Source organism: Microbacterium arabinogalactanolyticum (assembly GCF_030268005.1).
GTDB classification, from domain to species: Bacteria; Actinomycetota; Actinomycetes; order Actinomycetales; family Microbacteriaceae; genus Microbacterium; species Microbacterium arabinogalactanolyticum.
Genome location: NZ_BRZC01000007.1, coordinates 409,034 through 420,354, shown reverse-complemented (window position 1 = coordinate 420,354; position 11,321 = coordinate 409,034). Strand labels below are relative to the sequence as shown.

Below are 11,321 nucleotides of genomic sequence, written 5' to 3'. Positions count from 1 at the left end.
TCGAGCCACCACGCAGATCGCGGTGATCTGCGTGGTGGCTCGGCGTTTCGATGGTGGTTCGGCGGCTGCGGGCCGGAACCGCGGTCAGTCCTCGATCAGCGCCCGCACCTGGGCGGCCTCGCCGGCGCGGCCGAGCTTCTCGAGCACGTCGCCCAGCTCCAGCGCACCCACCTGACGCAGCGGCGGGATCTCCGAGGACCGGTCCAGCACGCTGCGGTACAGCGGCACCGCGTCCTCCAGCCGCTCCGCGTTCACGAGCGTGCGCGCCGCGAACAGCTCGGAGCCGCCGGCGGATCCTGCATCCCCGATGCCGGCGAACCCGTCCGCCGCGGTCAGCAGCGCCGAGATCGCCTCGTCGATGCGCCCGAACTCCACCAGGGCCCGCCCGCGCGAGTCGGTCACGTCGGCGAGCAGCCAAGGGGCGTCGTTCTCCTGCGCGAGCGTCGCGACCTCGTCGAACAGCCCGAACGCGCGCTCGTCGGCCGTGCCGCCGTACGCCTGACCCAGGTTGTGCAGCACCTCGACGATGGCTCCGGTGGCCTCGGTCGGTCGCACGAGCTCGGCCGCCTGCTCCAGCAGTCCGCGGGCGTCGTCGCCCTCGCCGAAACGGGCGAGGATCTTCGCCTGCTCGGTGAGCATCAGCGCCTGGTCGGCGGGCTCATCGGCCTGCTCGTGCAGGTCGGCCGCGTACCCGAAGGCGCCGACGGCCTGCCCGAACTCCTCGGATGCCGCCAGCGACCGCGCCAGCATCCCGACCGTGATGGCTCTGGAACCCGCCGGCACCTCGGCCTCCTCCTCGGCGCGCAGCACGTCGCCGAGCAGCTCGGCCGCCTCCGCGGCGTAGCCCGCGTGCAGCATGGCGCGGCCGAGGCGGTACCGGGCGCCGGCCACATCGCCGCCCTCCTGCTCGATCAGCCGGACACCCGAGCGGTACCGCAGTACGGCCTGTTCGGCGTCACCGGCGTCCTCCCAGAGCGCTCCCGCGAGCATCTGGGTGCTCGCCAGGGACTGGGAGCCGCCCAGCGAGGCGAGGATCCCCGCGGCCGCGTCGGCGTCCGCCGCACCGTCGGCGAGCTCGCCGGCGCCGCCGCGGATCCGGGCGCGGGTCTCCAGCACTCGGGCGCGCTGTCCCGGGTTCAGCGTCTCCTCGGCGAGCATGCCGTCCACCAGGGCGGAGGCGCGCTCGAGGTCGCCGGACCGCAGCAGCGTCATGATCGCCAGCAGCGTGGTCCCGGCGACCAGGCGGTCGTCACCGGCCTCGCCGAAGGCACGAGCGGCGTGCTCGGCGAACTGCAGGGCGCCCTCGGAGTCCTCCGCACGCAGGCGTGCGGAGGCGAGCGTGAGAGCGAGATCGCCACGTGTCCACGCCGGCAGGCCCGCAGCATCCGCCCATTCCCGCTCGAGAGCGGAGACGTCGGCCTCGTCGTAGCGCCCGAACAGCGCCAGGCCCAGACGGCCCTCCACGGCGACCTGCTCGGTGAGGCCGGCCGCGTCCAGCGCGGCCGCGCGCTCCGGGAGCAGCGCGGATGCCTCGTCCCAGCGCTCCAGCGACACCAGCGCGCCGATGCGCAGTCCGAGCAGACGCGCGCGCTTCTCGGGGTCCGCGAGCTCCGACGCGCGTGCGGCCGCGGCCAGGGCGTCCGTCTCGGAGCCGTAGCTGCCCAGCGCCACGGCGCGGTCGTACCAGCCCTCGGCATCCTGCGGCTCGGGAGCGGCGGGGGCGGCGGCGAACGCGTCCGAGCGGATCGGCACGTCCCAGCGCTGCGTGCTCAGCGCACGCGTCCGCGCCAGGCGGGCGGCGTGCGCGTCGGTGCCGTCGCGCTCGTCGAACGCCGCGCCGATCCGCTCGGCGGCGGCGTTCGCGGCCGCAGCCAGCTCGGATGCCGTCCAGGGGCCCTCGTGCGCGCCGAAGAAGGGCGTGAGCGCGGGGGAGTCCGCACCGCGCACGCGGGCGTCCCCGTGCCCGGCCTCGGTCACCCGGTCCAGGGCGAAGCCGATCGCCGAGAGTGCGGTGAAATGGCCGTCCACGTTGAGCTGGTCGTGCGCGAGCCAGGGCAGGTGCCGCTCCACCAGGGCCAGGGCGCGCGCCTCGTTGCCGGTCACCGCGGCGAACACGAGATTGTTCGCGACGATCACGAGGTTGTCGGGGTTGTCCTTCGCGAGCCGGTAGCTGCGCAGGTGAGCGGAGCGCGCCTCCTCGGGGCGGCCTGCGCGCAGGTACGGCAGCAGCACGCGGGAGAGGGCGTGCTCGGGCTCCTCGCCGCAGGAGAATCCGCCTTCCAGCATCTCCTCGACGAGGCGGATCGCCTCGTCGTCGCGGTCGGTCTCCGCGAAGAATCCCGCGAACTGGCTGCGCCCGCAGGCGTCGCAGTGGCTGTAGTCGTCGCGCGGGGTGGTCTCCAGCTGCACACGCAGCGCCTCGGCGTCGTCGAAGCGCCCCGAGTCCCAGGCATCCTCGAACCGCGCGGTCAGCACGCCGCTCATGCCCAGGCCCGCCCGCACGTAGTGCGCCTCCATGTCGTCGAGCACAGCGGCGACCTGCTCGGCCGAGAACGCGGGCGACCCGCGCAGCGAGGCCGCCATCCACTTGAACTGCCACATCAGATCGGCGGCGCCGTTCTCGATGTCCAGGGGGAAGCGCTTCGGATCGGCGTCGTGATGCGCCAGGCACCAGGCGAACGAGTTCAGCATCACATCGGTGAGGCCGCCCATGTTCGCCGACGCGGTCTGGCGCATGCGCGCCTGGTACTCCAGCTGCTCGTCGCCGATCTCCTGGGCGAGGGCGACGGCCTCGCCGACGAGCGCCTGCTCGGCCGGCCCCCAGGGGGTGCGGTCGATCTCCTCGAGCAGCTCCTTGAAGCGCTTCTTCGGTCGGGCCATGGGGTCCTCCTGCAGTGGGTTCAGATCTCGAAGGGGAAGTCGTCGTCGCCGATGCCCGCCGAGAGCGAGACCAGGTCGGACAGTGCGGTGGTCATGAGGGTGCGGTCGGCGTCGGACAGCGGATGATGCCCGGCCAGCAGCGCCTGGATGTACAGCAGCTGCACGGTGCGGGCGAACACCGCCTCGTCGGCGACGCCCGCGAGCGTGCGCACGACCCGGTTCGCCCAGTTCAGGCACAGCCGAGCGGACAGGTCGTCGTCGCGGGCGGCGCCCACGGCGTCGTCGATGCGCGAGAGCACGCCGCCCCAGAGCCCGCCGGTGACGCCCTTGGTGCGCCTCCGGTCGATGGCGCGCAGCACGGCGGGGTCGGCGACGTACAGTCCGGTCAGATCGGCCCGGTCGATAGAGCGCACCACCACCGCGCAGCCGGATGCCGCGAGCACCGCGCTCGCGCGGTCCTCCAGCGCGATCGCGGCGTCGCGGTCGTCCAGCGGCGGCGGGTCGAGGCGGTCGAGCTCCGCGGACACGTCGATCTGCTCGACGGTCACCTCGGGATGCAGCTCCGGGAGCGCGGCGATCAGATCGGCGTCGTACAGGTACCCGCCGTTGACCAGCACCTCGGATGCGGGGATGATCCCCGCCACCTGACGGAACTCGTCAACGGTGCGCGCGTAGCGCACGTGCGGGTACCGCTCCACGAGGTCGCCGAGCCGGATGGTGCCGTGCGTGGTCTCCACGGTGAGCCAGCGGGTGATGAAGCGGGCGAGCTCCTCGTCGTGCCGCACCAGGGACTTCAGGCCGAGCTCGTGCACCGCCACGAACTGGGTGAGCAGGTGCGGTGCGGTCAGCCCCAGCTCCAGCACCCAGCGGCGGATGCCGGCACCGAGCTGCTCGCGCACGTGTTCGAGTGCGGCGTCCTCCACCAGCGACTCCCGGCTGGCGGTGGGCGAGAGCGTCTGCGAGTCGACCACGGCGCGCACGAAGAACGCCCAGTCCGGCAGCACATCGGGGGCGCGCTCGGCGAGCAGCATCCGGCCGAGGTACATCCGGGTCGCCTGCCGCACGTTCGGCGGCGGGGCGAACGGGAGCACGTAGGCGATGCCGCGCGTGCCGGTGCCCGGCTCGGAGATCTCGATCACGTCCATCGGCGTCGCGCCGATGAGGTCGCGGCCGTATTCGGCCACGGCATCCGGTCCGCCCTCGCCGAGGAACGGCGCCGGACGGGTGATCTCGACGTCGCCGCCCGGCATCTCCACGGTCACCCGCACCGGCAGGAACTCGGCGAAGGTGCGCGCCAGCTCCCGCACGGCGGCCGGGCGCAGCAGATCGGCCTGATCGAAGCGCGGCGTCAGATGCACGCTCGTGCCGACCGGCAGCTCCTCGTCCAGCTCGACCGCCTGGAAGGTGCCGTCGGAGCTGCCCACCCACTCCACGCCCGCGCCGCCGCGGGCGCTGCGGGACCGGATCACGATGCGGTCCGACACCATGAAGCAGCTGAGCAGGCCGATGCCGAACTGCCCGAGATAGTCGCTGCGCGGGAGATCGAAGATGTCGCGCTTGGAGCTGCGGCCGACGGTGGCGAGCAGCTCGGTGACCTCGGACGCCGTCAGGCCGACGCCGTCGTCGCGCAGCACGAACTCGCCGGTCTCGTCGGTGAGGGGGGAGATGCGGATGCTGCCGCCTGCGTCGTCGACCTCGGAGCGTGCGGCGATCGCGTCTCTCGCGTTCTGCAGCAGCTCGCGCAGGTACACCCGCGGGCTCGAGTAGATGTGCCTGCTGAGCAGGTCGACGACACCGCGCAGATCGACCTGGAACTGCTGCACGTCCGAACTCACGGGACCCCCTCCGGCCGTGTGGAAATCAGTGCCCTCAAGTCTGCCCGAAGTACGGGCGATGATCCGCATCCGGCGGGCTGCCGAGGTGCGCGACTCACGCGGGATGTCGGCTCGGTTCGGCCCAGCCGATCGGATGCCGTACACTTGAGGGGCAGTTGTCTGCATCCTTCACCGTGCCCTGATCGGCACACGGAGGACGCGGACCCAGGGACCATCCGGTCTCTAGGGCGGTAGCTCAATTGGCAGAGCAGCGGTCTCCAAAACCGCAGGTTGCAGGTTCGATTCCTGTCCGCCCTGCGCGTCAGCGCACATGCTGACTCACGAAAGGTACTTGCGGGATGGATCAGGACGACGTTCGCGGCGATGCCGTGGCAATGGGCCCGTACTCCCTGCGGGACAAGCAGCTCGGCTTCTTCGGCCGGATCGCGCTGTTCTTCCGGCAGGTGATGAGCGAGCTCCGCAAGGTCGTCACGCCGACTCGCAAGGAGCTGATCAAGTTCACCCTGGTGGTGCTGGTGTTCGTGCTGATCGTGATGGGGCTGGTCTACGGCTTCGATTCGCTGTTCGGCTTCGTGACCCACCTCGTGTTCGGCGTTCCCGGCACGAACGCACCTGTGCCCACGCCGTGAACGGAAAGTAAGCAACGTGTCTGAACGATATTCCGACGACGCCGACTGGGCCACCGCGGCCGAGCAGTCCAGCGAGGAGGATGAGGCCCAGGAGGGCAACATCCTCGCCGAGCAGGAGCAGTCGGTGGCGTCCGCGGAGACCGTCGCCCTTCATCTCGAGGGCGACGACGACTCCGACGAGGAGTACGAAGACGACATCGACGACATCGACATCGAAGACCCGGAGGCGGACGCGATCGTGAACGACGCTCTGAACCTGGACGAAGCAGCTGAGTCCGAAGCAGCCGCCGAAGTCCTCAACGACGCTGTTGCGGAGGACACCGCCGAGGAGGCGGCTGCCGCCGCTGAGGAAGTGACTCCCTACGACGGTCCCGACGTGAACGGCGAGGAGGACGCTCCGGCGCTCGATCCCGAGTTCGTCGCGGACGTCGCCGAGGCCGACGCCGAGGTGGACGCCGCCGAGGAGGACCCGTACGAGGCCTTCCGGATGGACCTGCGGATGCTGCCCGGCAAGTGGTACGTCATCCACTCCTACGCCGGCTTCGAGCGCAAGGTGAAGGCGAACATCGAGCAGCGCAAGTCGACGCTCGAGGTCGAGGACGAGATCTACCAGATCGAGGTCCCGATGGAGGATGTCGTCGAGATCAAGAACGGCCAGCGCAAGATGGTCACCCGCGTGCGCATCCCGGGCTACGTGCTCGTGCGCATGGAGCTGAACGAGGACACCTGGTCGGTCGTTCGCCACACGCCCGGTGTCACCGGCTTCGTTGGCAACGCGCACAACCCGACGCCGCTGCGCTTCGAAGAGGCGTTCAACATGCTCAAGTCGCTGGTCGAGGTGAAGGACGTCCCCACCGCGAAGTCCATCGCCGCCAAGGGCGGCGTGGCCGTGGCCCGTCCGATGGCCGCCGAGGTCGACTTCGAGGTCGGCGAGACCATCACGATCAAGGAGGGCTCGTTCGCGGGTCTTCCCGGCACGATCAGCGAGATCAACGCCGCCGCCGGCAAGCTCACCGTGCTCGTCTCGCTCTTCGAGCGCGAGACCCCCGTCGAGCTGTCGTTCGAGCAGGTCACCAAGATGCTCTGACGCTTCACGCGTACGAAGAACGGCCGTCCCCTCCGGGGCGGCCGTTCTTTCGTGTCCGGGGGTGCTCAGGCGTGCTGCGCGGCCCAGTGCGGGCTCTGGATCAGTCCGATCAGGTTGCCGAACGGATCGCTGACGGATGCCGACCACCAGCCCTCGCCGCGCTGGGTCACCGGGTCGAAGGCGACGGCGCCGAGGCCGATCAGACGGTCGAACGAGGCCTGGATGTCGTCGACGTGCATGCTGATGAGGGCGCCGCCGGGCTGGGGGAGCGCCGGACGGAAGCGCGCGTCCATCAGGGCGAACTCATCCTCGTCATCGCCGAAGCGCCACTCGGCGTACTGCGCGGGACCCTGTTCGGGGCGGACGAAGTAGGGAGCCGACTCGAACACGGTCGAGTACCACTCGACGGCTGCATCCATGTCGACGGCGACGAGGTTGAGGTTGGCGAGTCCACGGAACATGATTTCTCCTTCTGCTGAGGTGCTTGTTCTTCTATGCTCGAACCTGAAGTGATCATCTTCTGATCACTTAAAAATCTCTCTGAAGAATCTTCCGAATCGAGCTTCCGCATCCGCGCCGACCGCCTCATCCAGGCTCTTCTCCTGCTGCAGGGGCGACCCCAGGTCACCGCTGCCGAGCTGGCGCGCGAGCTGGAGGTCTCGGTGCCGACCGCACGACGCGACCTCGATGCGCTGGCGATGTCGGGCGTGCCGATCTACCCCACTCGCGGGCGAGGCGGCGGGTGGCGGCTGATCGGCGGCGCTCGCACCGATCTGACCGGCCTCACCGAGGGCGAGGTCACGTCACTCCTCATCGGCCTGACGCAGAGCCTGGGCGCGGAGCCCGAGCGCGTCGCCGCGGTCCGCAAACTCGTGCGCGCCATGCCCGCGCCGTTCCGGGAGGGTGCCCAGCGGGTGGCGGATGCCACGGTGCGCGACATCCCGTGGGGCGAGGTGCAGCCGGCATCCGTGTCCGAGACCGTGACCACGCTGCAGCGGGCCATCGCCGCACGACGGCAGGTGCGCATCGAGTACGACGGCACGCAGGGCGTCGTGACCCGCGAGCTGGTGCCGCTCGTCGTCGGCAGCCGCGGCGCGCGCTGGTATCTGCTGGCAGCTCCGGCGGCCACGGAGGCCGGGACGGCGGACGCCGAGCGACTGCGCACCTACCGCGTGGATCGCGTGCTCTCGGCATCCGCCCTCGCCGTCCCCGGTGCTGCGCCGGACGGCTTCGACCTCGCGGGAGAATGGGCGCGCATGGTCGAGCGCGTCGAGGACCTGCGGGGATCGGTGCGCGCGACCCTGCGCGTGCAGCCGTGGGCGGTGCGAGCGCTGACCGATCGATTCGGCGCGCAGGCGCGGATGCTGGAGGGGGAGCCGGATGCCGAGGGACGCGCGGCCGTGGAGGTCAGCGCTCATCGCATCGATGCACTCGCCGAGCAGCTCGCGGGCTGGACGAGCGTCGCGGAGGTGCTCGGGCCGCCCGAGGTGCGCGACGAGCTGCGCCGTCTCGGGGAGAGGATCGTCGAGCGGTACGCGTGAGCGCAGCATCCGCTCCGATCCGGTAGACTTGTGTGGTTTGTGCGCCGCCTTCGGCGTGCGCGCAGACGGAACCGCGGTCCGGAGATGCCGGATCTGCGGGAGAGGGATGCCCCCGGGCATCCGCTCGATGAAAGGAAAGAGAATGGCACCGAAGAAGAAGGTGACCGGCCTGATCAAGCTTCAGATCAACGCCGGTGCAGCCAACCCGGCGCCGCCGATCGGCCCCGCGCTCGGTCAGCATGGCGTCAACATCATGGAGTTCTGCAAGGCGTACAACGCCGCGACCGAGTCGCAGCGCGGCAACGTCATCCCCGTGGAGATCACCGTCTACGAGGACCGCAGCTTCACGTTCATCCTGAAGACCCCGCCGGCAGCCGAGTTGATCAAGAAGGCCGCAGGCGTCCCCAAGGGCTCCGCGACCCCGCACACCGTCAAGGTCGCGAAGATCACGATGGACCAGGTCCGCGCGATCGCCGAGCAGAAGCAGGCCGACCTGAACGCGAACGACATCGACGCCGCGTCGAAGATCATCGCCGGAACCGCCCGCTCCATGGGCATCACGGTCGAGGGCTGAGGGAGATAACAATGGCTACCAAGTCCAAGGCATACCAGGCTGCCCTCGCGAAGATCGAGGCAGACCGTTTCTACACTCCGACCGAGGCCGTGGCTCTCGCGAAGGAGACCGGTTCGGCGAAGTTCGACTCGACCGTCGAGGTCGCGCTGAAGCTCTCCGTCGACCCGCGCAAGGCCGACCAGATGGTGCGCGGCACCGTCATGCTCCCGCACGGCACCGGCAAGACCGCCCGCGTCATCGTGTTCGCCAACGGCCCGGCTGCTGAGGCCGCCATCGCCGCCGGCGCCGACGAGGTCGGTGGCAGCGAGCTGATCGAGAAGGTCGCCGCAGGCTGGACCGACTTCGACGCAGCCGTGTCGACCCCCGAGCTCATGGGCCAGGTCGGTCGTCTGGGTAAGGTGCTCGGCCCCCGCGGCCTGATGCCGAACCCGAAGACCGGCACCGTGACCCCCAACCCGGCCAAGGCCGTGGAGGAGATCAAGGGCGGCAAGATCGAGTTCCGCGTCGACAAGCACGCCAACGTGCACTTCATCGTCGGCAAGGCCTCCTTCACCGCTGAGCAGCTCGACGAGAACGTCAAGGCCGCTCTCGAGGAGATCGTGCGTCTGAAGCCGTCGAGCTCGAAGGGCCGTTACATCCAGAAGGGCGCCGTGTCGACCACGTTCGGCCCCGGCATCCCGCTGGACGTCAACGCCATCTGAGGCTGATCGTCTTCACGAAGGCCCCCGACCGGTTCGCCGGCGGGGGCCTTCTGCGTGCGTCCGGCGGATGCCAGGATGAGCGCATGGGAGCTGTCGACGAGTACTTGAGCACGGTGACCGACGAGGCGGATCTTGCGTCGCTGACGCGGATCTACGCGATAGCGCGGGACTTGGCGCCGGATGCCGAGCAGGGCACGGGATACCGGATGCCCGCACTCAAGCTGCGCGGCAAGGCGCTAATCTCCGCGATCCGGACGAAGACCCACATCGGCGTCTATCCCTTCAGCTCCGCCGCCGTCGCCGCCGTGGCCGGAGCGGTCACCGGGATTCCCGGCGTCGAGGCCAGCACGGGTGCGATCCGCATCGACCCCGGCTCGGAACCTCCCGAAGCCCTCATCCGCGACCTCATCCTCTTCCGGATCTCGGAGATCGAGGGTCGCTGATCAGCCGGTGAACACGGGGAGTACCAGCAGGACGCCCATGACCACCAGCAGCACGGCGATGCCGGTGTCCAGGATGCGCCAGGCGCGCGGGGTGCGCAGCCAGCGTCCCAGGTGCCGGGCGCCGAAGCCGAGCGCGAAGAACCAGGTGATGCTCGCCAGGATCGCGCCGGCGGCGAACAGCCAGCGCTGATCGCCGTGCGTGGCGGCGATCGAGCCGACCAGCAGCACGGTGTCGAGGTAGACGTTGGGGTTCAGGTACGTGAAGGCCAGCGTCGCGATGACCACGGTCGCCAGGCGTGATCGCGTGGCCGTTGCCGTGCCCCCTGTGCGCGATCCGCCCTCAGCATCCGCGGCGGGCGAGGCGTCCGCGACGAGCGACTCGCCGTTCGACCCCCAGGCGCGGCGCGCGGCGTAGATGCCGTACACCACGAGCGAGATGCCGCCCAGCCAGCGGGCGGCGACGAGCAGCCAGGGGAGCTGGCCGATCAGATAGCCCAGGCCGGCGGTTCCGGCGACCACCAGCAGGGCGTCGGATGCCGCGCAGATCAGCACGACGGGCAGCACGTGCTCGCGGCGCAGACCCTGGCGCAGCACGAACACGTTCTGGGCGCCGACGGCGATGATGAGCGAGAACATGAGGCCGAGGCCGGAGAGCAGGGTGAGCACGTCTCCACGTTAGGCGTGCGAGGGTATCAGCGCCAGCGAAGAGAACTGCTCTACCATTAGCATGACTGATATGAGGATCGATGCTCAGCTCGCGGCGACCGTGGCCGCTGTCGTGGACGAGGGCAGCTTCGAGGCGGCTGCCCGCCGGTTGCACATCACGCAGTCCGCGGTCAGCCAGCGGATCAAGGCGCTGGAGGTGCAGATCGGTCGTGCCGTGCTGGTGCGCTCCCGTCCGGTGCGTGCGACCGAGGCTGGTGAAGCGCTCGTGCGGCTGGCGAGGCAGGTCGAGCTGCTCGAGCACGACACGGTCGCCGCGTTCGGGCTCGGCGACGCGGATGCCGCCAGGGCGACGCGCGTGCGTGTGCCGCTCGCGGTGAACGCCGACTCGATGGCGTCGTGGTTCCTCGCGCCGCTCGCGCGCGTCGCGCGACAGCATCCGATCGACGTCGACCTGCACCGCGACGACCAGGACTACACCGCGCGGATGCTGGAGTCGGGTGAGGTGATGGCGGCCGTCACCAGTGAGGCCGAGCCCGTGGGCGGCAGCGCCGTCACGCCTCTGGGCGTGCTGGAGTACCGCGCGATGGCGACGGCCGACTACGTGGCGCGCTGGTTCCCGGACGGTGTGACGTCCGATGCTCTGCAGCTCGCGCCGTTCGTGGACTTCGACCGGCGCGACGCGCTGCAGCAGGGCTGGCTGAGGGCCAGGGGAGTGGACCCCTGGTCGGTGCCGCGGCACTACGTGCCGGCCTCCCACGACTTCTCCGAGGCGGTGCGACTCGGGCTGGGGTGGGGCCTCATCCCCGCGCCGCACGTCTCGGACACCCTGGTGTCGCTCGGTGATCCGCTCATCCGGGTGCCGCTGTACTGGCAGCAGTGGAACCTGCGTTCGCCGCTGCTCGACGCGATCGCCTCTGAGGTGGCGGCCGAGGCGCGCCGCGTGCTCGCACCGCTGTGAAGCTCGC

General features: G+C 70.3%; 11 protein-coding genes and 1 tRNA gene. 8 read left to right on the top strand and 4 right to left on the bottom strand.

Annotated features, from left to right (window positions below):
* Positions 1 to 84: 84 nt before the first annotated feature.
* The gene (locus MIAR_RS13510) at positions 85 to 2,880 is read right to left on the bottom strand and encodes a hypothetical protein (RefSeq protein ID WP_285636889.1); all 2,796 of its coding nucleotides are present in this window, start codon (positions 2,878 to 2,880) and stop codon (positions 85 to 87) included.
* 20 nt (positions 2,881 to 2,900) lie between these two features.
* A complete protein-coding gene (locus MIAR_RS13505; protein WP_285636887.1) occupies positions 2,901 to 4,715 on the bottom strand; it encodes an HSP90 family protein in 1,815 nt (604 codons plus the stop codon).
* Between the two features lie 224 nt (positions 4,716 to 4,939).
* Here MIAR_RS13505 and MIAR_RS13500 point away from each other — a divergent pair.
* The 3 genes from MIAR_RS13500 to nusG all read left to right on the top strand — a co-directional run bounded on the left by MIAR_RS13500 (position 4,940) and on the right by nusG (position 6,431).
* Positions 4,940 to 5,012 (top strand) — tRNA-Trp (locus MIAR_RS13500).
* Positions 5,013 to 5,053: 41 nt separating this feature from the next.
* The gene (gene secE / locus MIAR_RS13495; RefSeq protein WP_285636886.1) at positions 5,054 to 5,344 is read left to right on the top strand and encodes a preprotein translocase subunit SecE; all 291 of its coding nucleotides are present in this window, start codon (positions 5,054 to 5,056) and stop codon (positions 5,342 to 5,344) included.
* 16 nt (positions 5,345 to 5,360) lie between these two features.
* Positions 5,361 to 6,431: a transcription termination/antitermination protein NusG gene (nusG, locus tag MIAR_RS13490; protein ID WP_285636883.1), complete on the top strand. Its 1,071-nt coding sequence runs from the start codon at positions 5,361 to 5,363 to the stop codon at positions 6,429 to 6,431.
* A 65-nt stretch (positions 6,432 to 6,496) separates the two neighbouring features.
* On the opposite strand, the gene MIAR_RS13485 is transcribed toward nusG, so the two are convergent.
* Positions 6,497 to 6,892: a VOC family protein gene (locus MIAR_RS13485; RefSeq protein ID WP_285636881.1), complete on the bottom strand. Its 396-nt coding sequence runs from the start codon at positions 6,890 to 6,892 to the stop codon at positions 6,497 to 6,499.
* A gap of 108 nt (positions 6,893 to 7,000) precedes the next feature.
* On the opposite strand from MIAR_RS13485, the gene MIAR_RS13480 reads away from it, so the two are divergent.
* From MIAR_RS13480 to MIAR_RS13465, 4 genes are all read left to right on the top strand, one after another.
* Positions 7,001 to 7,972, top strand: a complete 972-nt coding sequence (locus MIAR_RS13480; protein WP_344289654.1) for a helix-turn-helix transcriptional regulator — start codon at positions 7,001 to 7,003, stop codon at positions 7,970 to 7,972.
* Positions 7,973 to 8,114: 142 nt separating this feature from the next.
* Entirely contained in the window at positions 8,115 to 8,546 is a 432-nt protein-coding gene (rplK, locus tag MIAR_RS13475) for a 50S ribosomal protein L11 (protein WP_285636878.1), read from the top strand.
* A gap of 11 nt (positions 8,547 to 8,557) precedes the next feature.
* Positions 8,558 to 9,247 carry a 50S ribosomal protein L1 gene (gene rplA, locus MIAR_RS13470; protein WP_285636875.1) on the top strand — a complete coding sequence of 230 codons (690 nt, stop codon included), beginning with the start codon at positions 8,558 to 8,560 and terminating at the stop codon, positions 9,245 to 9,247.
* A gap of 83 nt (positions 9,248 to 9,330) precedes the next feature.
* Positions 9,331 to 9,690, top strand: coding sequence for an iron chaperone (locus MIAR_RS13465; RefSeq protein ID WP_285636872.1), 360 nt, complete (start codon positions 9,331 to 9,333; stop codon positions 9,688 to 9,690).
* Here the strand turns inward: MIAR_RS13465 and MIAR_RS13460 are convergent, their stop codons facing one another.
* The gene (locus tag MIAR_RS13460; RefSeq protein WP_285636869.1) at positions 9,691 to 10,356 is read right to left on the bottom strand and encodes a LysE/ArgO family amino acid transporter; all 666 of its coding nucleotides are present in this window, start codon (positions 10,354 to 10,356) and stop codon (positions 9,691 to 9,693) included. It lies immediately after the preceding gene.
* A gap of 70 nt (positions 10,357 to 10,426) precedes the next feature.
* Between MIAR_RS13460 and MIAR_RS13455 the strand changes: the two genes are divergently transcribed.
* Positions 10,427 to 11,314: a LysR family transcriptional regulator ArgP gene (locus MIAR_RS13455; protein WP_285636866.1), complete on the top strand. Its 888-nt coding sequence runs from the start codon at positions 10,427 to 10,429 to the stop codon at positions 11,312 to 11,314.
* Positions 11,315 to 11,321 lie beyond the last annotated feature (7 nt).